The organism is Streptomyces sp. NBC_01618 (genome assembly GCF_045209435.1).
Classification (GTDB): Bacteria; Actinomycetota; Actinomycetes; order Streptomycetales; family Streptomycetaceae; genus Streptomyces.
The window spans coordinates 5,381,700-5,403,644 of sequence record NZ_CP109297.1 but is presented as its reverse complement, the minus strand read 5'-3'; the positions used below and the strand labels follow the sequence as shown (position 1 = coordinate 5,403,644).

Here is a 21,945-nt window from a genome sequence, read left to right as displayed (position 1 = left end):
GAGCCCCCTCCAGCGGGGCGCGGCGGGCCGTCCGTGCGCTCGGCGGCGGGCCGTACACGCGTCCCGAGTTCTGTTGCACGACACAACATGTGGGGGCTGCCTCATCGGGCGGCCCCCACATGTATGCTCATGCTCGCTGTCGCCGCAGGGGAATCCGGTGCGAATCCGGAACTGTCCCGCAACGGTGTGTTCGGTGCGCTTTTGCGCACCCCGAGTAAGTCCGAGGACCTGCCGACAGTGCATCCGGCTCGACCGAACCGGATGCCAGACGTCCGGGCCTCGCGGTTGGGCCGGTGGACGCCGTACGGAGTGCTGCCCCGTCCCGGGCCCGCCTCTGCCCGGCTGCCCCGTTCCCCGCCGGCCCCGAGCCGAGCGAGGGAGAGCACCACGTGACCATCGCGCCAGCCGATCCGGCTTCAGCCGCCGTGTCCGAAGCGGCCGAGTCCGCGGCAACCGCACACGACGGACCGGGAACCGCACTGCTGCGGACCCTGACCGACCTCACCGTCGATCTGCCCGACACCGACCCCGGTCGCGTCGCCGCCGCCGCGCTGCGCGGCCGCAGCGCCCGGGCGGACGAGGCCGAACTGCGCGCGCTGGCCACCGAGGCCGCCGCCGGGCTGATCTCCGAGGACCCCGCCTACTCCCGGCTCGCCGCCCGGCTCCTGACCCTCGCCATCGCCGAAGAGGCGGCCGGCCAGGGCGCCGTCTCCTTCTCCGCCTCGGTCGCCGTCGGGCACCGCGAGGGCCTGATCGCGGACCGCACCGCCGAGTTCGTCGCGCTGCACGCGGCCGCCCTCGACGCGCTGGTGGAACGTTCGCTGGCCGACGGCGCCGACGACCGCTTCGGCTACTTCGGGCTGCGGACCCTGCACAGCCGCTATCTGCTGCGCCACCCGCACACCCGCCAGGTCATCGAGACGCCCCAGCACTTCATGCTGCGGGTCGCGTCCGGGCTCGCCGAGAACGCTGGGCCCGATTCAGAAGCGGGGCAGCGCGCCCTGGACGAAGTCGCGGCGCTGTACGGGCTGATGAGCCGGCTCGACTACCTGCCGTCCTCGCCGACCCTGTTCAACTCCGGCACCCGGCACCCGCAGATGTCCTCCTGCTACCTGCTGGACTCCCCGCTCGACGAACTCGACTCGATCTACGACCGCTACCACCAGGTGGCGCGGCTCTCGAAGCACGCGGGCGGCATCGGTCTCTCGTACTCCCGCATCCGCGCCCGCGGTTCGCTGATCCGTGGCACCAACGGGCACTCCAACGGCATCGTGCCGTTCCTGAAGACGCTCGACGCCTCCGTCGCCGCGGTCAACCAGGGCGGCCGTCGCAAGGGCGCCGCCGCCGTCTACCTGGAGACCTGGCACGCGGACATCGAGGAGTTCCTGGAACTGCGCGACAACACGGGCGAGGACCAGCGGCGTACGCACAACCTCAACCTGGCGCACTGGATCCCGGACGAGTTCATGCGCCGGGTCGACGCGGACGGCGACTGGTCGCTGTTCTCGCCCGCCGACGTGCCCGAGCTGGTCGACCTGTGGGGCGACGCGTTCGACGCCGCGTACCGGGCCGCCGAGGCCAAGGGGCTGGCCCGCAAGTCGATGCCGGCCCGTGAGCTGTACGGCCGGATGATGCGGACCCTGGCACAGACCGGCCAGGGCTGGATGACGTTCAAGGACGCCGCCAACCGGACCGCGAACCAGACCGCCGAGCCGGGCCGCGTCGTCCACTCGTCGAATCTGTGCACCGAGATCCTCGAAGTCACCGACGACGGCGAGACGGCCGTCTGCAACCTGGGTTCGGTCAACCTCGGCGCGTTCGTCGCCGACGGTGACATCGACTGGGAGCGGCTGGACGCCACCGTCCGTACCGCCGTGACGTTCCTCGACCGGGTCGTCGACATCAACTTCTACCCCACCGAGCAGGCCGGCCGCTCCAACGCGAAGTGGCGCCCCGTCGGCCTGGGTGCGATGGGTCTGCAGGACGTCTTCTTCCGGCTGCGGCTGCCGTTCGACTCCCCCGAGGCCCGGGCGCTCTCCACGCGGATCTCCGAGCGGATCATGCTCGCGGCGTACGAGGCGTCCTGCGACCTCGCCGAGCGGTCCGGTCCGCTGCCGGCCTGGTCCGAGACGCGGGCCGCGCGCGGTGTGCTGCACCCCGACCACTACGCCACCGAGTTGAACTGGCCGGAGCGCTGGGACGCGCTGCGCGCCCGGATCGCGAAGACCGGGATGCGCAACTCGCTGCTGCTCGCCATCGCGCCGACGGCGACGATCGCCTCGATCGCGGGTGTGTACGAGTGCATCGAGCCACAGGTCTCCAACCTCTTCAAGCGCGAGACGCTCAGCGGTGAGTTCCTCCAGGTCAACGCGTATCTGGTGGAGGAGCTGAAGCAGCTCGGCGTGTGGGACGCGCGAACCCGCGAGGCGCTGCGCGAGGCGAGCGGTTCGGTGCAGGGCTTCACCTGGATCCCGGCGGACGTGCGGGCCCTGTACCGCACGGCGTGGGAGATCCCGCAACGCGGACTGATCGACATGGCGGCGGCCCGTACCCCGTTCCTCGACCAGAGCCAGTCGCTGAACCTCTTCATGGAGACGCCGACGATCGGCAAGCTCTCCTCGATGTACGCGTACGCCTGGAAGCAGGGGCTGAAGACGACGTACTACCTGCGCTCGCGCCCCGCTACTCGGATCGCCCGCGCCGCCTCCGGCCAGGCCGCGGCCACCGCACCTATTCCCGTACAGCAGGCCTCGGCGCCCGACGCGGACGCGATCGCCTGCTCCCTCGAAAACCCCGAGTCCTGCGAGGCCTGCCAGTGATGAGCTCCACCGACTCCGAGAAGACCACGCGCGACAAGAACCTGCTCGACCCGGGCTTCGAACTGACCCTGCGCCCCATGCGCTACCCGGACTTCTACGAGCGCTACCGCGACGCGATCAAGAACACCTGGACGGTGGAGGAGGTCGACCTGCACTCCGACGTCGCCGACCTCGCCAAGCTGTCCCCCGGCGAGCAGCACATGATCGGCCGGCTCGTCGCGTTCTTCGCGACGGGTGACTCGATCGTCTCCAACAACCTCGTGCTGACGCTGTACAAGCACATCAACTCCCCCGAGGCGCGGCTGTACCTCTCGCGGCAGCTCTTCGAGGAGGCCGTGCACGTCCAGTTCTATCTGACGCTGCTGGACACCTATCTGCCCGATCCGGACGACCGCGCCGCCGCGTTCGACGCGGTCGAGGAGATTCCGTCCATCCGCGAGAAGGCGCAGTTCTGCTTCAAGTGGATGGATTCGGTCGAGAAGATCGAGCGCCTTGAGACAAGGGCCGACCGCCGTCGCTTCCTGCTCAACCTGATCTGTTTCGCGGCGTGCATCGAGGGGCTGTTCTTCTACGGCGCGTTCGCGTACGTCTACTGGTTCCGCTCGCGGGGTCTGCTACACGGTCTCGCCACGGGGACGAACTGGGTCTTCCGGGATGAAACCTGCCACATGAACTTCGCGTTCGAGGTCGTGGACACCGTCCGCAAGGAGGAGCCGGACCTCTTCGACGACGAGCTCCAGCAGCAGGTCACCGACATGCTGAAGGAGGCCGTGGCCGCCGAGCTGCAGTTCGGCCGCGATCTGTGCGGTGACGGTCTGCCGGGCATGAACACGGAGTCGATGCGCGAGTACCTCCAGTGCGTCGCCGACCAGCGCCTGACCCGCCTGGGCTTCGCCCCGGTGTACGGCTCCGAGAACCCGTTCGCGTTCATGGAGCTCCAGGGCGTCCAGGAACTGACGAACTTCTTCGAGCGCCGCCCGTCCGCCTACCAGGTGGCGGTCGAGGGCTCGGTGGACCTCGACGAGGATTTCTGATCGCACTACCACGTCGGGCTGTTCTTCGAATATCCCGGAGGACAGTCCGGCGGGTTCAGCCTTCGCTCCGGAGTACCAGTTCGACAAGCACGGGATCGAACGGTGCTTTCCTGCCGCGCCCTTGGGGCAGAGGACGGATCATTCGTCCAACCGCTCGCCACGACTGTCCATGGACCACAGCCACCGTGTCCAAGAGGGTCGCTCGCATGACGATGCGGATGGCAGGACGAAAAACCATCGGGGCCGTGGTGGCCGCGCTCGCAGCCGCGCTGCTGCCCTGGCAGAGCGCCTCGGCCGACGACGCCCCCGCCGCCGCGGCGCCGCCGGAAGTGCTGCCCTCGTTGCGGCAATGGCAGGCCGGCGAGGGCGAGTTCACGCTGCCCGACCGGGCGAGGATCGTACTGGACGGGGCTCGGGACAGCCGTACGGCCGCCGACGCGCGCCGGTTCGCCGGTGAGCTGCGGGGAACGGCGTCGGTGTCGCAGGGCCGGGCAGCCGCCCGTTCCGGTGACATCGTGCTGCGTCAGGACCCGTCCCTGAAGGGCTCGTTGGGCGCGGAGGGCTACCGGCTCGACGTCGGCGACCGGGTCACCGTCACTGCCGCGACCTCCACCGGCGTCTTCTACGGTTCGCGGACCGTGCTCCAGCTGCTGAACGACGACGGCCGGGCCGCGCGCGGTTCGGCGACCGATGTGCCGGCGTACCGGGAGCGCGGGGTCGGGGTGTGCGCCTGCTACATCAACGTCTCGATCCCGTGGTTCGAGCGGCTGATGAAGGACATGGCCGCCCAGAAGCTCAACCAGCTGTGGATCGAGGTCAAGGTCAAGAGCGACACCGACCCGGCGTCGGCGTTCTGGGGCTACTACACGAAGCCCCAGGTCCGCACCCTGGTCGCGCTGGCGAAGAAATACCACATCGAGCTGGTGCCGGAGATCAACTCCCCCGGCCACATGGACACCTATCTGGAGAACCACCCGGAGCTCCAGCTCAAGGACAGGAACGGGGTCGCTTCCCCGCCCCGGCTCGACATCTCCCGGCCCGAGGCCCTGACGTACTACACCTCGATGGTCGACGAGGCGCTGAGCGTGTGGAACACCCGCTCCTGTGGCACATGGGCGCCGACGAGTACATGATCGGCTCCTCGTACCCGAACTATCCGCAGCTGCAGACCGCGGCGACTGCGAAGTTCGGCGCGAGCGCGACCCCCGACGACCTCTTCGTCGACTTCATCAACCAGGTCGACGCGCACGTGCGGGCCGACGGCCGGTCGCTGCGGATCTGGAACGACGGTCTGGCGGGCAGGAACGGCGTCGTCCCGCTGAACCGTGACATCACTGTGGAGCACTGGCTGGGCGGCGGCGCCATCCAGAAGCCGTCCGCGCTGCTCGCCGAGGGCCGTCAGGTCATGAACTCCGCGTACGCGCTCTACCTCGTGCGCGGCGGCTACACGACGCAGACGCAGAAGCTCTACGAGAGCGACTGGACGCCCCTGCGCTTCGAGGGCGAGACGCTTCCCGCGACGGCGGCGAACCTCACCGGGGCCAAGATCAGCCTGTGGCCGGACAGCGCCGCGGCCGAGACCGAGAACGAGGTCGAGGCGAAGACGTTCATGCCGTTGCGCTTCCTGGCGCAGGCCACCTGGGGCGGCCCGAAGCCGAGCCCGACGTACGCCGGGTTCGAGGCGCTGGCCCGCAAGATCGGCCACGCGCCGGGCTGGTCGAACACCGACCGCACCCCGCTCGCCGACGGTACGTACCGGCTGACCGCGGGCGACCGGGCGCTAGCCCCCGCCGCGGACGCGGGCGTGTCCCTGGTCCGCGGCGCCGCGGCCTCCTGGACGCTGACGGCCACCGCCGACGGGTACTACACGGTGCGCTCCGCCGAGACCGGCCAGTGCCTGGACGCGGTGCGCGGAAAGAAGTACCTGGGCGCGCCCCTGGAGGTCGGGGCCGAACTGTCGCTCGGAACCTGCTCGGCAACGGCGCGCACCCAGCGCTGGCAGCTGGACACCGGGGCGGGCGCGGTGACCCTGCGCAACGCGATCTCGCAGCTCCGTCTGACGGCGCCGCGGTCCAGACGACGGGCGCGACGCGGCTCGCGGCGAAGACCGCCTGACGCGCGACACGGAAGGGCCCCGTACGCCGGTTCGGACGGACCGGCGCACGGGGCCCTCGTGCGTCAGATTCCACAGTTCGGCGCCGACCAGAAGTGGCTGGGGCCCTGGTTGACGTGGACGTGGTCGCCGTGGTCGGGGTAGCCCGGGCCGAGGATCCCGTTGAAGCCGTGGTTGCGGGCCTCCTTGGCGAGGGTGCACAGGGCGTGCGGTCCGGCTCCGAGGTCGGCCGCATCGCCGTACAGATGGCGGCTGTTGGACGCGCCGCCGACCGCGCTGTTGCAGGAGGTGGAACGGAACCCGCTGGTGATCCGGATCGACTGGTCACCGAGCGCGTGCCGCAGTGCCTCCAGCTTCCACATGGTGCTCAGGGCGTTGGCCTTCGCCGTGCCCGCCGCGACCGCACCACCCGCCCAGGTCGTATTGCACTGGTTGAGCTCGGCATAGCTGAAGTGGGCCGGGGTGCAGTCCTCGTCCTGGAGCTCGTAGATCTTGGCCTGGGTGGCGGGGCCCGCGATGCCGTCGGCGGCGAGTCCGTAGGCGGCCTGGAAGCGCTTGACGGCGGCGGTCGTGGCCGGTCCGTAGGAGCCGTCCACGGCGAGCACGGAGTTGTAGCCGGGGTAGCCGGCCACCCGGATCTGGAGCTGGACGACGTCGTTGCCGGTGGCGCCCGGGGACAGGGTGCGGGTCCAGGTGTAGCAGCCGTCGGCCTGTGCGGTGCCGGCGGTGACCACGGCACCACCCAAGGCGAAAGCCATGGTCATGACAAGACCGAGCAGGAGTCGTGCGGTGCGTCTGAGCATGGGGGCTCCCTATCATGACGGAGATGTGGTGAGAGAGCTTGTCGGACAAGTCAACGCGCGTCAACAACACATGGACGAAAGGCGGTTGATGACCCGTCGAGGAGAAGAAGCCGGGCGGGCCCGGTCTCCCTCGCGAGGGAGACCGGGCCCGCCCGGCGGCAGCGGCCGACGTCTCAGTCGTTCGGCACGGTCTCGTAGCGCGGCGTGTTCTCCGCCATCTGCCGCAGCGCGTCCTTGCGGTCCCGCTTCGAGAGCCGGTCGATGTACAGGTATCCGTACAGGTGGTCCGTCTCGTGCTGGAGGCAGCGGGCGAAGTAGCCGTTGCCCCGGACCCTGACGGGATTGCCCTTGGCGTCCTGGCCGCGGACCACCGCGTAGTCCGGGCGGGCCAGGGAGGCGTACGCCGTCGGGACGGAGAGGCAGCCCTCGTTGGAGTCGTCCAGGATCCGGTCCTCGGGGGCCAGCTCCTCCAGCACCGGGTTGCAGACGGCGCCCACGTGCCGCACACCGTCGTCGTCCGGGCAGTCGTAGACAAAAACCTTCAGGTCGACACCGATCTGGTTGGCGGCCAGGCCCACGCCCTCCGCCGTCCGCTGGCTCGCGAACATGTCGTCGATCAGCCGGCCCAGCTCGTCGTCGAACTCGGTGACGTCGCGGCACTCCTTGTGCAGCACCGGGTTGCCCACGACCGTGATCGGACGGGAGGTGCCGCGCTCGCGATATGCCGCCTCGCGCGCCTCACAGTCCTCCGTGTCCACGACGAAACCCTCGTCGTCGACCCTGATCTGCTCGTCCGTCTCCTGCTGCGCCATGTCCGCCGTACGCCTTCCTCAAAACCTGAAACCCGGGCATCCGAAGGTCCGGGACCCGGGCACCCGTGCACCGCGATCGGTGCCCGTACAGCCTACGGGCACCGGTCAGCAGACTTCTTCGAGATCCCGCCACTCACGGCTGTCCGGGCTGTCCGCGACCCAGCCGTCCAGCAGTCCGCGCACCAGCCCGGCCGGTGCCGCTATCCCGCACTCGCGCTCGGGCACCCACAGCTCACCGGCGGTGCGATGCCTCAGCGGGCCCGGATGCCCGGGCTCGCTGTGGTCGTGCGGATCGAGGTGCTCGCCGTCGCCCTCGTCGCTCTCCATCCGGCTCTCCGAACAGGCCCGGCAGAGCAGCCGCACGGAGGACGACCAGTCCTCGGCGGCGAACCCGGCGTCGGACGCCAGCTGCTCCAGCGCGTCCCGGTCCGCCTCGGTGGCCGCTTCGAGCAGCACCACCCAAGTGGGGACGGGGGACGGGGCCCACAGCTCGATCTCGTCGAAGACGGGGTACGAGGGCCCGGCCGCGGTGACCCGCTCGCCGTGCGGCACCCCGTCGTGCAGAACGACCTCGCCCCAGCGGCGGCCGGACGACGGCAGCGGGATGGAGAGCACTTCCATCCGGGCCGGATCGAGCCTGCGCCCCCAGACCACCTCGGCCTCGCCCTCCGGCGACAGCCGTACCGCGGCGCTGCCCAGCTCCATGCCGACGGGCTCGCTGTTGGCCGCCGAGGTGTGCTGGCCGGTGCCCGGCACCTTCAGGCCGTACGCCTGCCAGGCGCGGCGCGCCAGCGGCCAGTCCTGCAACGCGGTGGCGGCGATCCCGACGTTCCACCAGTCGGGAGCGCCGGATTCCTTGTCGAGCAGCGCGACGGCCCGGAGGCCGGCGGCTCTCGCCTGTTCCCAGTCATGCCGGAATTTGTGCAGCAGCGCAAGGTTGAACCATGACTCGGAGAGCCAGGGCTCCAGGTCCGCCGCACGTGTCAGCAGCGCGCCCGCGTCCTCGTACCGGCCGTCGCCGATCAGCGTGAACGCGCGGTCCGTGGCCTGCCGCCAAGAGGCGGAGGGCCGATGCCGTACCTTCCCGAAGATCCTCACGATTCCCGCCTGTCCCGACTGGACACCCTCGTTTTCCGCTCTTCTTCGCATCCAACCATGCCGGGCCGGACGCCCGCTCATTACCCATGGGTTACCCAGGCGGGACGGGGGTCAGACCGCCCCGGGCCAGGACTCGGGCCAGTGATTCCACGACCTCGGGCTGGTAGTCGTGACCGGTCCCGAGCCTGAGTTGTTCCAGCGCACCCAGCGGCCCGATGAGACTTTCCCCGCACAGGTCGTCGTATGCGTTGACGGCCCTGACGATCCTGGCGGACAGCGGCTGCTCGCGGTAGGGGTCGGCCTGCCGCTCCACCACGACCGCGATCTCGGTGTCCACCCCGGTCTGCCGCACCACGAACCCGCCGAGCAGCGCGATCCGGCGTTGCTCGGCGGTGGGCAGGGCGGCCGTCGCCCCGTCCGGGACCGGGTCGACGAGGGAGAGCTGACCGATGTCGTGCATCAGGGCCGCGTACTCCAGCACGGTCAGCTCGTTCCCGGAGAGCCCCAGTTCACGGCCGACGGCCGTGCAGAGCGTCGCGACCCGGCGGGCATGTCCGGGCGGGGTGTACCCGGCGATCTCGGTGGACCGGGCGAGCGAGGTGATCGTCTGCCGGTAGGTGGTGCGCACGGCGACGAACCGGCGGAACGAGACCTGGGTCAGCAGCAGCGGTACGCACAGCACGGGCAGCGCCCACAGTCCGGCGACGGCGACCCCGAGGGCCATCACGACGCCGGTCGCGCAGACCGCCGAGCCGATGCCGATGAGCGCGCGCAGCTCGTCGCGGAGCAGTGGCCCGTACGGATGGCCGGTGCGCGAGCGCAGCAGCAGGGCGGCGAGCACGGCGTCGCACAGGGCGGTCAGGGCGAGGAGCAGGAGCATGAGGAGCACGTAGTACGGGCCTTCGCCGAACCTGTCCGGGAAGCGGCCGGAGTTGTACAGCGGCTGGAAGCACGCGGCGGCGAAGGTGACGGTCAGGATGCGGCGGGCCACCCGGTCGGGCGCGGGTCCGCTGCCGCGCGCCACCTGGGGGACGCAGGCGACGAGCTGCGCCGCGGCGAGCACGGCGATCACCTGGAGGACGCCGTGGGTGGTGGGCGCGCCGCCGCTGCGGCCGATGAGGGCGTACGCGAGTGCTCCGGCGGCCCCGAGGGGTGCGGGCTCTCGCTCGCCGGGCAGCGCCCCCCAGCGGGCCAGTTCGCCGACGGTGATCAGCACTCCGAAGGCGAGGGCGTGGCCGGGTTCGTGGACGCCCTCCCAGAGGGTGTGGCCGAGCCCGGCGGCGGCGAGCACGGCGGCGGCGCCGTGGACGGCGAGGACGGCGGGGGGCAGCGCCGTCCGCCGGCCGCGGGCGGACCGGGTCATCGGGGACGGTCCGCGGCCGGCCGCGGACCCGGGGCGGCCTGGTCGAGCCCGCCGGCGGGAGCCGCGGGGCCGGGCTCGCCTTCCCGCCGGGGCCGCGGAATCGCCTCGTCCGCCGTGACCACGGTCGTCGCCGCCGACCAGCCGTGCCGGTCCAGCGCCCGCACCAGCGCCCGCACCATCCGCGGATCGAACTGCGTGCCCGCGCACCGCTTCAGCTCCTCCAGCGCCACGGGCACCGGCCGCCCCCGCCGGTAGGACCGGGTCGACGTCATGGCGTCGAAGGCGTCCGCCACCGCGACGACCCGGGCGTACTCGGGGATCTCCCGCCCACTGAGGCCGTACGGGTAGCCGCTGCCGTCGAGCCGTTCGTGGTGGTGCAGGATCGCGGCCCGCGCCTCGCCGAGGAAGCCGATGCCGCGGACGATCTCGTGCCCGTACTCCGGATGCAGTTCGATCACCCGCCGTTCCTCCGGGGTGAGGGGTCCGTCCTTGCGGAGCACCCGGGTCGGGACGCCGAGCTTGCCGACGTCGTGCAGGATCCCGGCGAACCGGAGGACCTCCAGGCGGCCCTGGTCCATGCCCAGTTCGCGGGCGATGAGGACGCAGGCGTGGCCGACCCGTTCGCTGTGCCCACGGGTGTACGTGTCCTTGATGTCGACGGCCTGCACCAGGGCCCTGATGGTGGCGCGGTGGGCGGCGTGCTCGCGGTGGTACTGGGCGAAGGCCCAGCAGGAGATGTACATCGGCAGCAGGACGATGAGCGCGGACAGCGGTCCGTACGGGCCGCGCCACAGGACGGCCATCATCAGCCCGGCGAGTCCGTGCACCAGATGCGGTCCCAGCGAGCGGGCCGGCAGTCCGTTCCAGGCGCGCCGGACGGGCAGCCGCTCTGCGGCGACCAGGATCGAGCCGTCCAGCGCGGTCAGGACGAGGCTGAACACCAGGGCGGCGGCGCAGGCGGGCAGCAGCGCGTACGGGAGGTCGGGGAGCCGGTCGGAGCCACGGCCCGCGGCGCCGAGCGTGGCGGTCCCGCCGAGCAGACCGTGGACGGACGAGGCCGCCCAGACAGTGACGGCGAGCTGCGCGGCCCGCCAGACACGCCGTGCGGTGGCGGGCGGGGTCTCCACCCGGCCGGCCAGCGAGCCGGGTATCGCGACCAGGGCGGCCGCGGCGGGCGGCAGCAGGAAGGCGGCGGCCAGCAGCAGCGGAAAGAACGATCCGGCACGGATCGGCACGGAGCTGCCGAAGAAGGGGCAGCGCCCGGGGAGTTCGCAGGCCAGGTAGAGGCCGGTGAGCAGTCCGACGGTGACCCACGGGGTCCCGGCGCCGGGGCGCAGCGCGGGGAGCACACAGAACAGGGCACCGGCCGCGGCCGCCAGGATGTACCCGCGCGCCGCCCCGCGTGTGGCTCTCACCCGCCCCGCCCGCCTCCCCCACATGCCCAATGGAGGCGCCACGCTAGCGAGTTGTGCGTCCGGCCGACGGGCAACGAGCCCGATTAGCACGTTCGGGTGATAGGGCGCGGACGCGGTTGATACGGGGGCGCCACTACAGGTGGCACCCGCCGGGCATCACTCCGTGGCGGCGGTCGGCTGACCGGACTCCGACGCCGTCACGTCCTGCTCGGGCACCGCCTGCCCCGAGCGGATCAGGTCGATCCGGCCCATCACCTTGGAACGCAGATCGCTCGGCACGTCGTCCTGGCCGCAGCAGCGCTTCACCAGCTTCTTCACGGCCTGTTCCAGGCCGTACTTCTCCAGGCACGGGGAGCACTCCTCGAAGTGCACCTCGAACTTGGTGCAGTCGCTGTCGGGCATCTCGTGGTCGAGAAACTCATACAGATGATCGAGGACCTCTGAGCAGTCCGTCTCGTGCGGCTCTCCGCAGCTCATGAGCCCGAGCCTTTCCGATCGTCCGACTCTCCGGCACCGGCCGGGACGAGCCCGCGCTCACGGGCGTAGTCCTCCAGCATGCCGCGCAGTTGGCGGCGGCCCCGGTGCAGTCGGGACATCACCGTACCGATGGGAGTCCCCATGATGTCCGCGATCTCCTTGTAGGCAAAGCCCTCGACATCGGCGAGATACACGGCGATGCGGAACTCTTCTGGGATCGCCTGCAGAGCGGACTTGACATCCGAGTCGGGCAGGTGGTCGAGCGCCTGCGACTCGGCGGAGCGCAGACCGGTCGACATGTGCGACTCGGCGCGCGCCAGCTGCCAGTCCTCGATCTCCTCGGCGGCGCTGCGCTGGGGTTCGCGCTGCTTCTTGCGGTACGAGTTGATGAACGTGTTGGTGAGGATGCGGTACATCCACGCCTTGAGGTTCGTGCCCTCACGGAACTGGTGGAAGGAGCCGTATGCCTTGGCATAGGTCTCCTGGACCAGGTCCTCGGCATCTGCGGGGTTGCGCGTCATACGCAGCGCGGCCGAGTACATCTGGTCGAGGAAGCCCAGAGCGTCCCGCTCGAAGCGCGCGTTGCGCTCGGCGGTCGTCTCCTGCGCGCGGCCGTCGTCGGTCCCTGTGTCGGTCCCAGTGACCGGACCCACCTCCTCCAACGCTGTGGCGGAGCCGAAACCGGACCCGCTCGAATCGGAGAATAGTCGACCTTGCTTCGAGGCGGGCTGTCGATCCGATCCGCTCAGTGCCCGCTCGGGAGTGGTCTTGGCCGCATGCAGGACCGTCCACTCCAGGTCAGCGGCGTTCGAGCGACGCGGGCAGATGGTCGAACCCATGCGACGGACTCCCTCTCCACATACGACGTTGATGTACCGATGACACCCACAACAGTGGCCACTGGCTCAACATTCCCGGGGGGGGTCAGGGGTACGTCACGCGAGGGCGGACAGCCATCCGGTCACGGCGGTGGTCAGGATCTCCATGGCCTGATCCTCGGTCAGACCGGACTTCTTCGGTACGGCGAACCCGTGGTCGGCGTACGGCACCTCGGTGAGCTCGTACTCGCCCGGAGGGAATTCGGCGGGCCGCCCGAACGGGTCGTTGCCGCCCTGGACGACGAGCGTGGGTACGCCGGACCCGAGGAGCTCGTCCTTGCGGGACTTCTCCGGCTTGCCCGGCAGGTGCAGCGGGAAGCTGAGCGCGAGGACGGCGTGGGCGCCGAGCTCCGTCGCCGTCCGGCAGGCCACCCGGGCTCCGGCGCTGCGCCCTCCCGCGACGACGGGCAGCCCCGCGGCGGTCAGCGCGGGCCACAGGCCCCGCCACCCGGCGTCCAGGGTCTTCGGGGCGGGCGCGACCTTCTTGCCGGCGACCCGCCACGGCTGCTCCACCAGGGCTACGGTCACCCCGTGGGCGGGCAGCGCGGCGGCCAGGGCCCGGAGGTCACGGGTCTCGACGCCGCCGCCCGCGCCGTGGCTGACGGCGAGCACCAGCCGGGCACTCGCGTTCTCGGCGGGCGTGGCGCTGTTCGCCGCCTTCGCGGGCGTGGCACTGTTCGCCGTCCTCGCGGGCAGCCAGGTGATCCTGGCCGGCCCGGCCTCGGTGTCGACCGTCTCGGTCTGCCGCTCACGGCCTGTCTCTGCGGTACTCACGCGCCCCATCCTTCCCGGTGAGCGGTCAGAAGAGTGTGCTCGCCTCCGGCGCGGCCAGCTCCTCCAGCAGTTCGGGGCCGTTGTTGCGGACGTTGCTGACGGCCGTGGCGACCGGGTAGGCCCGCATCAGCCCGCCCGGCGGCGGTGCGAGCAGCCCCTTCAGCTCCTCGACGTCGGTGCACGACGGGTCGAGCCAGGCGTCCCACCGGTCCGGGGTCAGCATCAGCGGCATCCGGGGGTGAATGTCGGCGAGCGCGGCCGGGCCCTCGGCGGGGGCGACGGCGAGCGGGGTGGTCTCCGCTTCGGTCGTGATCACCGAGCAGGTCACCCACCAGGCCATCGGGTGGTCGTCCGGCAGGGTCCGGTCGCGCCAGAACTCGTACAGCCCGGCCATCGCGAAGACCGATCCGTCGGCGGGTGTCACGAAGTACGGCTGCTTCCGAGGCCGCTTCTTCTTCCCCTTCTCCTCCAGCTGCCGCTCATCCACGCCGGTGACCCACTCGTAGTAGCCGTCGGCGGGCAGGATGCAGCGCCGGGAGACGAAGGGGCGGCGGAAGGACGGCTTCTCGTGGACGGTCTCCGCACGGGCGTTGATCATGCGTGCGGCGCCCTCGGGGGATTTCGCCCAGGACGGCACGAGCCCCCACTTCAGGGCACGCAACTGGCGAACCGGACGTTGATCGTCTGCGTCTTTCAATGGGCGTTCCAGTACGGCGTAGACCTCCTTGGTCGGCGCCACGTTCCAATCGGGCGCCAGGGTCTTTGCCGGTTCCCACTTCTCGACCCGGAAGAGTCCGGTCAGGTCCTCGGGCCGCCGACTCGCTGCATACCGTCCGCACATAAGTGCCAGACTGCCACGACCGTCACACCGGCAGGACGCCGATACCGCAAGGAGCCGCCCCCACCATGGACAGCACCGATCTGGGCAATCTGTGGGACCGCGTCTTCGGCACACAGCCCCTCCCCGAGCAGTGGCTGGTGGTGGTGACCGGCACGCTCGCGCTGATCGCCGTCGTGCCGAATTTCATATGGCGGCTGACCCGCAACACGATCACCATCGCGCACGAGGGCGGCCACGGACTGATCGCGCTGTGCACCGGGCGGCAGCTGTCCGGCATCCGGCTGCACTCGGACACCAGCGGGCTGACGGTCAGCCGCGGCAAGCCGACCGGCCTCGGGATGATCCTGACCGCGGCGGCGGGCTACACCGCCCCGCCGCTGCTGGGCCTGGGCGGGGCGTGGCTGCTGGTCAACGGCAGGATCACGCTGTTCCTGTGGCTGGCCACCGCGCTGCTCGCGGTGATGCTGGTGATGATCCGCAATGTGTACGGGGCGCTGGCGGTGATCTTCACCGGATCGGCCTTCCTGCTGGTGTCCTGGCTGGCCTCGCCGGCCGTGCAGTCGCTGTTCGCGTACACCGTGGTGTGGTTCCTGCTGCTCGGCGGCGTACGCCCGGCCTTCGAGCTCCAGTCGAAGCGGCGGCACGGCGGTGCGCCGGACTCGGACGCGGACCAGTTGTCGCGACTGACGGACGTACCGGCCGCGCTCTGGCTGTTCCTCTTCCACGCGGTGTCGCTGTGCTCGCTGATCGGCGGCGGGCGCTGGCTGCTGGGCATGTGAGGGCCGTAATCGGCCGGTGGCACCTACCACGCTTGCGTTACATACCGGTTTCGTCTTATTTGATCGAGATTCGGGTTTGCGGTGAACCACTAAAGTGAGGTTCATGACCGAAAGTGCCGTGCACCCCGCCCTCTGGCCCGCCCCGCATGCGAGTGGAGCTGTCGACGCGACCGTCACCGTGCCCGGATCGAAATCGGTCACCAATCGCGCGCTCGTCCTCGCCGCTCTCGCCGCCGAGCCCGGCTGGCTGCGCCGCCCGCTGCGCTCCCGCGACACCCTGCTGATGGCCGAGGCGCTGCGCGCCCTGGGCGTCGGCATCGAGGAGACGGTGTCGTCCAGCTCCTCCGTCGCGGGCGGCCCGGACGGAGCCGGCGAGGCCTGGCGGATCATCCCGGCCGGGCTGCACGGCCCGACCACGATCGACGTCGGCAACGCCGGGACGGTCATGCGCTTCCTGCCGCCGGTCGCGGCCCTCGCCGACGGCTCGGTCCGCTTCGACGGCGACCCCCGTTCGTACGAGCGCCCGCTGAACGGCGTGATCGACGCGCTGCGGGTGCTCGGCGCCCGGATCGACGACGACGGACGCGGCTCGCTCCCGATGACGGTCCACGGCGGCGGTGCGCTGGACGGCGGAGCGGTGTCGATCGACGCCTCCTCGTCCTCCCAGTTCGTCTCGGCGCTGCTCCTGTCGGCGCCGCGCTACAACCAGGGCGTGGAGGTGCGCCACACCGGCGCCAGGCTCCCGTCCATGCCGCACATCCGGATGACCGTCGACATGCTGCGGGCCGTCGGCGCCCAGGTCGACGAGCCGGAGACGGGCGGCGAGCCGAACGTCTGGCGGGTCTCCCACTCCGCCCTGCTCGGCCGTGATCTGACCGTCGAGCCCGATCTCTCCAACGCCCAGCCGTTCCTCGCGGCCGCGCTGGTCACCGGCGGCCGGGTCACCATCCCCGACTGGCCCGAGCGCACCACCCAGCCGGGCGACGCGCTGCGGGAGATCTTCACCGCGATGGGCGGCAGCTGCGAGCTGACCGAGCACGGGCTCACCTTCACCGGTTCGGGCCGGATCCACGGCATCGACGTCGACCTCGGCGAGGTCGGCGAGCTCACCCCGGGCATCGCGGCGGTCGCGGCCCTCGCCGACGGCCCGTCCACCCTGAGCGGCGTCGCCCACCTGCGGCTGCACGAGACGGACCGGCTCGCCGCGCTCACCAAGGAGATCAACGAGCTCGGCGGCGACGTCACCGAGACCGCCGACGGGCTGCACATCCGCCCGCGACCGCTGCACGGCGGTACCTTCCATACGTACGACGACCACCGGATGGCCACCGCGGGGTCGATCATCGGCCTTGCCGTCCCCGGAGTGGAGATCGAGAACGTGGCGACGACTGCCAAGACCCTGCCGGACTTCCCGCAGATGTGGACCGGAATGCTCGGGGCCTGAGAAATGCGCCGCTACGGCAAGAACCCCGACGAGGACGACATCCGGACCCGCCCCAACCCGAAGGGCAACCGTCCTCGTACGCACACCCGCCCGAAGCACGAGGACGCCGAGGAGGGCATGGTCCTCACCGTCGACCGCGGCCGCCTCACCTGCCTCGTCGACGGTCGTACGGTCATGGCGATGAAGGCCCGCGAGCTGGGCCGGAAGGCCGCCGTGGTGGGCGACACCGTCTCCCTCGTCGGCGATCTGTCCGGCGCCAAGGACACCCTCGCCCGCATCGTCCGCATCGGTGAGCGCCGCTCGGTGCTGCGCCGGACCGCGGACGACGACGATCCGTTCGAGCGGGTGGTCGTCGCCAACGCCGACCAGCTCGCGATCGTCACCGCGCTGGCCGATCCGGAACCCCGCCCGCGGATGATCGACCGGTGTCTGGTCGCCGCGTACGACGGCGGACTCTCCCCGCTCCTCGTGCTCACCAAGTCCGACCTCGCCTCCCCGGACAAGCTGCTGGAGGCGTACACCCCGCTGGGCGTCCCGTTCATCGTCACCAGCCGCGAGGAGCTGGAGAACGGCGACGCGGCGGAGCGGGTCCGCGAGCAGCTGCACGACCGGGTCACCGCCTTCGTCGGGCACTCCGGCGTCGGAAAGACGACGCTGGTCAACGCGCTCGTACCGAAGGACCGGCGGCGTACGACGGGGGTCGTCAACGCGGTCACCGGCCGCGGCCGGCACACCACCACATCGGCACTGGCGCTCCCCCTGCCCGACTACCGCGGCTGGGTGATCGACACCCCGGGCGTGCGCTCCTTCGGGCTCAACCACATCGACCCGTCCCGGGTGATCCACGCTTTCCCGGACCTGGAGCCCGGCACCGAGGAGTGCCCGCGCGGCTGCACCCACGACGGCCACGAACCGGAATGCGCCCTGGACGCCTGGGTGGCGGACGGCCACGCCGATCCGGCGCGGCTGGACTCGCTGCGGCGGCTGCTCTCCACCCGGGAGCGACGCGAAGGCGACTGACCCGGGCACGTTTGCCGTCCGCTGCCACCGGTAAGTGCATAATCGCACCCAGCGAGGCAAGGCGGTCACCGACGTGGGAGGGCACTGACGATGGCGTGGCTGCTGGTCGTGGTCGCGGGGTTGCTGGAGACCGGCTTCGCCGTCTGCCTGAAGCTCTCGCACGGGTTCACCCGGCTCTGGCCGACCATCGCGTTCTGCGTCTTCGCCCTCGGCAGCTTCGGTCTGCTGACGCTCTCACTGAAAAAGCTCGACGTGGGCCCCGCCTACGCCGTGTGGACGGGCATCGGTGCCGCGGGCACCGCGATCTACGGCATGGTCTTCCTCGACGACGTGGTCTCCACCCTCAAGCTGATCTCGATCTCCCTGGTGATCATCGGTGTGATCGGGCTGCAGCTCTCGGGCTCGTCCCACTGACCTCGTACGCAGGCCCGGCCCGTGCTCAGGCCCTGGCCCGTACTCAGGCCCTGCGCCCGACCGCCCTCCACCCCACGGGCAGCCGCTCCACCAGCTCGCGCACCAGCGGCGCCGGATCCCCCTCCCGCCCCCTCCCGGTCTCCGGCCCCCTCCCGGTCTCCCGCCCCGTCCCGGTCTCCCGCCCCGGGAGGGCCGGCACCAACGCGTAGCTCAGTGCCAGCCGGAGCGCGGTCTCGCAGGTCGCCGTCAGTGCCTCGATGTCGGGCGGGGGCCGTCCCTCGTCGAGGGCGGCCACCGCGCGTTCCCGGGCCTCGCCGAGCAGTTCGGCGGGCGTCGGTGTCCCGGCGTCGGCGCGCCGCTGGGCGGGCACGCGCGAGGCGGTCGGCGTGGCCGGGCGTACGGGATGGGGTAATCGGTCGCCCCAGCAGCCCGTGAGCAATCCCCTGACGAGGGCGTTCGCGCGGACGGCGCGGACGGTCCAGGCGGCGGTGGCGGCCAGCCTGTCCCCCGTACCGCCCGCCGAACCCAGCGCCCGGTCGACACCGGCCAGATAGCCGTCGGCCGCGCTCCGGACGAGGGCCCGGGCCAGGCCGTCCTTGGTGCCGAACTCGTTGTAGAGGGTCTGCCGGGAGACCCCGGCGGCGGACGCGACATCGACCATGCGCACCGCCGACCAGGGCAGGGTGGCCAGCGCCGCGAGGGCGGCGTCCAGCAATGCGTCTCGCGCCGTGGGCATCGTCGCCTCCCGCGCCAAGGGCTCCGCGTCCCAGAGTTGATGCGCTCCCGTGGACTGTCAATGGTCCGCGCGGCCCGAGGTCCGGTAGCTCTGTTCACCTGCGGTCGATACTGTGACGGCATGCCCGATTACCACGATGATCTGCGCCTCGCCCATGTACTGGCGGACGCCGCCGACGCGGCGACGATGGACCGGTTCAAGGCTCTGGACCTCAAGGTCGAGACCAAGCCGGACATGACGCCCGTGAGCGAGGCCGACAAGGCCGCCGAGGAACTGATCCGTGGTCACCTCCATCGGGCCCGCCCGCGCGACGCGATCCTGGGCGAGGAGTTCGGGATCGAGGGCACCGGCCCGCGGCGCTGGGTCGTCGACCCGATCGACGGCACCAAGAACTACGTGCGCGGCGTACCTGTCTGGGCGACGCTGATCTCGCTCATGGAGGCCGGTGAGGAAGGGTTCCAGCCGGTGGTCGGCGTGGTGTCGGCGCCCGCGCTGAACCGGCGCTGGTGGGCGGCGAAGGGCGCGGGCGCGTTCTCCGGCCGCAGCCTGACCTCCGCGACCCGGCTGCGGGTGTCGAAGGTGGAGCGGATCGCGGACGCCTCGTTCGCGTACGCGTCGCTGAGCGGTTGGGAGGAGCAGGGCCGGCTCGACGGGTTCCTGGATCTGACCAGGGCCTGCTGGCGCACGCGCGGGTACGGGGATTTCTGGCCGTACATGATGGTCGCCGAGGGATCGGTCGACATCTGCGCGGAGCCGGAGCTCTCGCTCTGGGACATGGCCGCCAACGCGATCATCGTGCAGGAGGCGGGCGGGGAGTTCACCAGCCTGGACGGGGTGTCCGGCCCCGGCGGCGGTAACGCGGCGGCCTCGAACGGGCTGCTCCACCACGAACTGCTGGGCTATCTGAACCAGCGCTACTGATCCGGATCACGCCCCGGGGGGCGCGCACCACCGCACGCCCCTCGGATGATCCCGTCCCCCCTTGTCGCGGTCCCGCATCGATGCAACTCTGAGAGTCCCCCCGCTTGTGAACTTGTGAATCGGCTCACACAGTCGCTTCACGAAGGAGGTGGCTCATTTCATGCTCGTCCGTGACGCCATGAGCACGCTGGTCCTCACCATCGGACCCGCCCATACGCTCCGCGAGGCCGCCCGGCTGATGTCGGTCCGGCGCGTCGGAGCCGCGGTCGTCCTCGACCGGGACACCAGCGGGCTCGGCATTCTCACCGAGCGCGACATCCTCAACGCGGTCGGCTCGGGCCGGGATCCCGATATCGAGACCGCCTCCGCCCACACCACCACCGACGTGGTCTTCGCCGCCCCCACCTGGACCCTGGCAGAGGCCGCGGAGGCCATGACGCACGGCGGGTTCCGCCACCTGATCGTGCTGGACGACCACGGGCCGGTCGGCATCGTCTCGGTCCGTGACATCCTGCGCTGCTGGACACCCGCCAAGCGCCGCCCTCACGCCGAACTCGTCGGCTGACCCCCGTGAACGACCGGTGGGCCGGTCCCCTCCGAAGAGGGAACCGGCCCACCGCCGACGACAGGCGTCCTTGTCAGCCGCGCAGGGCCTGGACCGCGGCCTCCAGACGCTTGCCGAAGTCGCCGTCCGCCTGGCGGAAGTTGTTGATCGCACGCTCGGCGATGTCATCGCGCGACACCTTGGCGATGAACCCGGCGAGGTTGTCGATCAGCCGCGCCTTCTCGTCCTCGGAGAACAGCCGGTAGAGGTTTCCGGCCTGCACGAAGTCGTTGTCCTCGGCGTGGCTCGGGGCCTCGTGCGTACCGATCTCACCCGCGACCGGGGTGGCCTCCCACAGCGGCCGGTCCGTCTGGGCCGGGCCGCCGAAGCTGTTCGGCTCGTAGTTCTTCGCACCCTTGTGGCGGCCGTCGTACAGGTAGCCGTCACGGCTGTAGGTGCGCGCCTCGGTGGCGTGCGGGCGGTTCACCGGCAGGTGGTCGGCGTTGATGCCGACGCGGTAGCGGTGGGCGTCGCCGTACGCGAAGAGGCGGCCCTGGAGCATCTTGTCGGGGGACGGACCGATGCCCGGCACAAAGTGCGCGGGGCTGAAGATCGACTGCTCGACCTCGGCGAAGATGTTCTCCGGGTTGCGGTTGAGCTCCAGCTTCCCGATCTCGATCGGCGGATAGTCCGCGTGCGGCCACACCTTGGTGAGGTCGAACGGGTTGAAGCGGTACGTGGCCGCCTCGGCCGCCGGCATGATCTGGACCTGCACCGTCCAGGACGGGAAGTCGCCGCGCTCGATCGCCTCGCGCAGGTCGCGCTGGTGGCTGTCGGGGTCCTCACCGGCGAGCTTGTTGGCCTCGTCCTGGGGGAGGTTCTTGATGCCCTGGTCGGTCTTGAAGTGGTACTTGACCCAGAAGACCTCGCCGGCCTCGTTGTTCCACTGGTACGTGTGCGAGCCGTACCCGTTCATGTGACGCAGCGTGGCCGGGATGCCGCGGTCACCGAAGAGCCAGGTCACCTGATGGGTGGACTCGGGCGACAGACCCCAGAAGTCCCAGACGTTGTCCGCCTCCTGCGAGCCGGTGTACGGGTCGCGCTTCTGGGTGTGGATGAAGTCCGGGAACTTGATGGCGTCCTTGATGAAGAACACCGGGGTGTTGTTGCCGACGAGGTCGTAGTTGCCCTCTTCGGTGTAGAACTTCAGCGCGAAGCCGCGGGGGTCACGCACCGCGTCGGCCGAGCCGAGGTTGCCCGCGACGGTCGAGAAGCGGAGGAACGTCTCGGTCTTCTTGCCGACCTCGGAGAGGAACTTCGCCCGCGTCCACTGCGAGACGTCGCGGGTCAGCGTGAACGTGCCGTACGCACCGGCGCCGCGGGCGTGCACGATGCGCTCCGGAATGCGCTCACGGTTGAAGTGCGCGAGCTTCTCCAGCAGCGACTGGTCCTGCACCAGCACGGGACCGCCGACGCCAGCGGTCTGGCTGTTCTGGTTGTCGGCGACCGGCGCGCCGGCCTCCGTGGTGAGCGGTCCCTGCGTCACGTGCGCCTCCTGCGTCGTTCCTGCACATTCGTCATGTCCTGCACAGCCTGTCCCTTGGCCTATGCCAGTCCCGATCCTACAATGGACATAGTCCAAGTCAAGCGAACATCCAAA

At 70.7% G+C, this 21,945-nt stretch carries 21 protein-coding genes and 1 riboswitch; of the genes, 10 read left to right on the top strand and 11 right to left on the bottom strand.

What is annotated here, in order from left to right; translation table 11 throughout:
• Nucleotides 1-116 precede the first annotated feature (116 nt).
• Nucleotides 117-251: riboswitch (cobalamin riboswitch) on the top strand.
• A gap of 138 nt (nucleotides 252-389) precedes the next feature.
• The 4 genes from OH735_RS25225 to OH735_RS25210 all read left to right on the top strand — a co-directional run bounded on the left by OH735_RS25225 (nucleotide 390) and on the right by OH735_RS25210 (nucleotide 6,110).
• Nucleotides 390-2,819 (top strand): ribonucleoside-diphosphate reductase subunit alpha, encoded by a 2,430-nt coding sequence (locus tag OH735_RS25225; RefSeq protein ID WP_406383808.1) that lies wholly within the window; start codon nucleotides 390-392, stop codon nucleotides 2,817-2,819.
• Nucleotides 2,819-3,853, top strand: a complete 1,035-nt coding sequence (locus OH735_RS25220; protein ID WP_406383806.1) for a ribonucleotide-diphosphate reductase subunit beta — start codon at nucleotides 2,819-2,821, stop codon at nucleotides 3,851-3,853. Before OH735_RS25225 ends, OH735_RS25220 begins: the two co-directional genes overlap by 1 nt.
• A gap of 218 nt (nucleotides 3,854-4,071) precedes the next feature.
• Nucleotides 4,072-4,986, top strand: a complete 915-nt coding sequence (locus tag OH735_RS25215) for a glycoside hydrolase family 20 zincin-like fold domain-containing protein (RefSeq protein WP_406383805.1) — start codon at nucleotides 4,072-4,074, stop codon at nucleotides 4,984-4,986.
• Nucleotides 4,941-6,110: a family 20 glycosylhydrolase gene (locus tag OH735_RS25210; protein WP_406383804.1), complete on the top strand. Its 1,170-nt coding sequence runs from the start codon at nucleotides 4,941-4,943 to the stop codon at nucleotides 6,108-6,110. Before OH735_RS25215 ends, OH735_RS25210 begins: the two co-directional genes overlap by 46 nt.
• Here the strand turns inward: OH735_RS25210 and OH735_RS25205 are convergent.
• The 9 genes from OH735_RS25205 to OH735_RS25165 all read right to left on the bottom strand — a co-directional run bounded on the left by OH735_RS25205 (nucleotide 6,032) and on the right by OH735_RS25165 (nucleotide 14,427).
• Nucleotides 6,032-6,769 (bottom strand): D-Ala-D-Ala carboxypeptidase family metallohydrolase, encoded by a 738-nt coding sequence (locus OH735_RS25205; RefSeq protein ID WP_406383803.1) that lies wholly within the window; start codon nucleotides 6,767-6,769, stop codon nucleotides 6,032-6,034. The two genes, OH735_RS25210 and OH735_RS25205, sit on opposite strands and share 79 nt — an antisense overlap.
• 173 nt (nucleotides 6,770-6,942) lie before the next feature.
• Nucleotides 6,943-7,581 (bottom strand): peptide deformylase, encoded by a 639-nt coding sequence (gene def / locus OH735_RS25200; protein ID WP_406383802.1) that lies wholly within the window; start codon nucleotides 7,579-7,581, stop codon nucleotides 6,943-6,945.
• Nucleotides 7,582-7,686: 105 nt separating this feature from the next.
• On the bottom strand, nucleotides 7,687-8,679 hold the full coding sequence (locus OH735_RS25195; protein WP_406383800.1) for a tetratricopeptide repeat protein: 993 nt from the start codon (nucleotides 8,677-8,679) through the stop codon (nucleotides 7,687-7,689).
• A 91-nt stretch (nucleotides 8,680-8,770) separates the two neighbouring features.
• Entirely contained in the window at nucleotides 8,771-10,042 is a 1,272-nt protein-coding gene (locus OH735_RS25190) for an HD-GYP domain-containing protein (protein WP_406383798.1), read from the bottom strand.
• On the bottom strand, nucleotides 10,039-11,457 hold the full coding sequence (locus OH735_RS25185; RefSeq protein ID WP_406383796.1) for an HD-GYP domain-containing protein: 1,419 nt from the start codon (nucleotides 11,455-11,457) through the stop codon (nucleotides 10,039-10,041). Before OH735_RS25185 ends, OH735_RS25190 begins: the two co-directional genes overlap by 4 nt.
• A 156-nt stretch (nucleotides 11,458-11,613) precedes the next feature.
• Nucleotides 11,614-11,934, bottom strand: coding sequence for a mycothiol system anti-sigma-R factor (rsrA, locus tag OH735_RS25180; RefSeq protein ID WP_406383795.1), 321 nt, complete (start codon nucleotides 11,932-11,934; stop codon nucleotides 11,614-11,616).
• On the bottom strand, nucleotides 11,931-12,587 hold the full coding sequence (locus tag OH735_RS25175) for a sigma-70 family RNA polymerase sigma factor (protein ID WP_189273941.1): 657 nt from the start codon (nucleotides 12,585-12,587) through the stop codon (nucleotides 11,931-11,933). The genes rsrA and OH735_RS25175 overlap by 4 nt, the downstream gene beginning before the upstream one ends.
• Before the next feature lie 282 nt (nucleotides 12,588-12,869).
• Nucleotides 12,870-13,595 (bottom strand): alpha/beta family hydrolase, encoded by a 726-nt coding sequence (locus OH735_RS25170; protein WP_406383794.1) that lies wholly within the window; start codon nucleotides 13,593-13,595, stop codon nucleotides 12,870-12,872.
• 16 nt (nucleotides 13,596-13,611) lie between these two features.
• Nucleotides 13,612-14,427 carry an SOS response-associated peptidase gene (locus OH735_RS25165; RefSeq protein ID WP_406383793.1) on the bottom strand — a complete coding sequence of 272 codons (816 nt, stop codon included), beginning with the start codon at nucleotides 14,425-14,427 and terminating at the stop codon, nucleotides 13,612-13,614.
• A 65-nt stretch (nucleotides 14,428-14,492) separates the two neighbouring features.
• On the opposite strand from OH735_RS25165, the gene OH735_RS25160 reads away from it, so the two are divergent.
• The 4 genes from OH735_RS25160 (at nucleotide 14,493) to OH735_RS25145 (ending at nucleotide 18,084) form a co-directional block, all read left to right on the top strand.
• Entirely contained in the window at nucleotides 14,493-15,206 is a 714-nt protein-coding gene (locus tag OH735_RS25160; protein WP_406383792.1) for a M50 family metallopeptidase, read from the top strand.
• A 103-nt stretch (nucleotides 15,207-15,309) separates the two neighbouring features.
• Nucleotides 15,310-16,650, top strand: a complete 1,341-nt coding sequence (aroA, locus tag OH735_RS25155) for a 3-phosphoshikimate 1-carboxyvinyltransferase (protein ID WP_406383791.1) — start codon at nucleotides 15,310-15,312, stop codon at nucleotides 16,648-16,650.
• Between the two features lie 3 nt (nucleotides 16,651-16,653).
• The gene (gene rsgA / locus OH735_RS25150) at nucleotides 16,654-17,670 is read left to right on the top strand and encodes a ribosome small subunit-dependent GTPase A (RefSeq protein ID WP_389983127.1); all 1,017 of its coding nucleotides are present in this window, start codon (nucleotides 16,654-16,656) and stop codon (nucleotides 17,668-17,670) included.
• A gap of 90 nt (nucleotides 17,671-17,760) precedes the next feature.
• Complete coding sequence (locus tag OH735_RS25145; protein WP_384457309.1) at nucleotides 17,761-18,084, top strand: DMT family transporter; 324 nt, start codon at nucleotides 17,761-17,763, stop codon at nucleotides 18,082-18,084.
• A 43-nt stretch (nucleotides 18,085-18,127) separates the two neighbouring features.
• On the opposite strand, the gene OH735_RS25140 is transcribed toward OH735_RS25145, so the two are convergent.
• Nucleotides 18,128-18,820 (bottom strand): TetR/AcrR family transcriptional regulator, encoded by a 693-nt coding sequence (locus tag OH735_RS25140; RefSeq protein WP_406383789.1) that lies wholly within the window; start codon nucleotides 18,818-18,820, stop codon nucleotides 18,128-18,130.
• A 120-nt stretch (nucleotides 18,821-18,940) separates the two neighbouring features.
• Here OH735_RS25140 and hisN point away from each other — a divergent pair, with 120 nt between their 5' ends.
• Both hisN and OH735_RS25130 read left to right on the top strand, forming a co-directional pair.
• Nucleotides 18,941-19,741, top strand: a complete 801-nt coding sequence (hisN, locus tag OH735_RS25135; protein WP_406383787.1) for a histidinol-phosphatase — start codon at nucleotides 18,941-18,943, stop codon at nucleotides 19,739-19,741.
• 160 nt (nucleotides 19,742-19,901) lie between these two features.
• The gene (locus OH735_RS25130; RefSeq protein ID WP_406383786.1) at nucleotides 19,902-20,306 is read left to right on the top strand and encodes a cyclic nucleotide-binding/CBS domain-containing protein; all 405 of its coding nucleotides are present in this window, start codon (nucleotides 19,902-19,904) and stop codon (nucleotides 20,304-20,306) included.
• 73 nt (nucleotides 20,307-20,379) lie between these two features.
• Here the strand turns inward: OH735_RS25130 and OH735_RS25125 are convergent, their stop codons facing one another.
• Nucleotides 20,380-21,831 carry a catalase gene (locus OH735_RS25125; RefSeq protein WP_406383785.1) on the bottom strand — a complete coding sequence of 484 codons (1,452 nt, stop codon included), beginning with the start codon at nucleotides 21,829-21,831 and terminating at the stop codon, nucleotides 20,380-20,382.
• Nucleotides 21,832-21,945 lie beyond the last annotated feature (114 nt).